We start from the raw sequence: 569 nt of genomic DNA on the forward strand, positions 1-569 counted from the left end.
GTTAAAAGAGCCACAATAATCTTGAGATTCACAACTTTCGTTATTTTCTTGTTGATAATAATCAATTTCAAGTTCATTGAATTTTTCTTTTTTAATTCGGTCAATACTTATTTCTCGTATTATTCCTTTACGAGAAAGTTTGCATCCCAAATAATAATAGAAAAGTAAAAACATTTGTTGTTGACTCAAGTTCAAGTAATTAATGCTAGAAGACTCAAAAATGCCTTCGAYAAGCTCAATCTCGTATGTAAATGATTGAAAACTAAAATCAGTATTTGAGACTCCAAGTGCAGTAATTAGCTTTGTGTAAAACGCATTCAAATTATCACCAGACATTTAAATACCCTAAGTTAACTTTGCTTGATATCAACTCTTAAAATACTATTTTGTGTTGCAAGTAAACCACCTAGTACAAAATCAAGATATGAATGCGCAATATCAGTTGAATCTTTATCAATTTGTTCATTTGGCATTGGTAACATATACTTACTTGGTTTAAATTTAATGAGTTCTGCATTTAATGGATAAATAAGTATTTGGTGTGAAAGTAAGTTACTTGTCTCAATATA

Annotated in this window: 1 protein-coding gene and 1 pseudogene; both read right to left on the reverse strand. The window is 28.7% G+C overall.

Annotation, left to right across the window (positions count from 1 at the left end):
* A partial coding sequence (locus tag U881_RS10590) for a DUF3890 domain-containing protein (RefSeq protein ID WP_024653134.1) occupies positions 1–336 on the reverse strand: 336 nt, incomplete at its 3' end.
* A gap of 14 nt (positions 337–350) precedes the next feature.
* Positions 351–569, reverse strand: a pseudogene (locus U881_RS0102510) (hypothetical protein); the annotation flags it as partial.

Source organism: Borrelia persica No12 (genome assembly GCF_000500045.1).
Lineage (GTDB): Bacteria > Spirochaetota > Spirochaetia > Borreliales > Borreliaceae > Borrelia > Borrelia persica.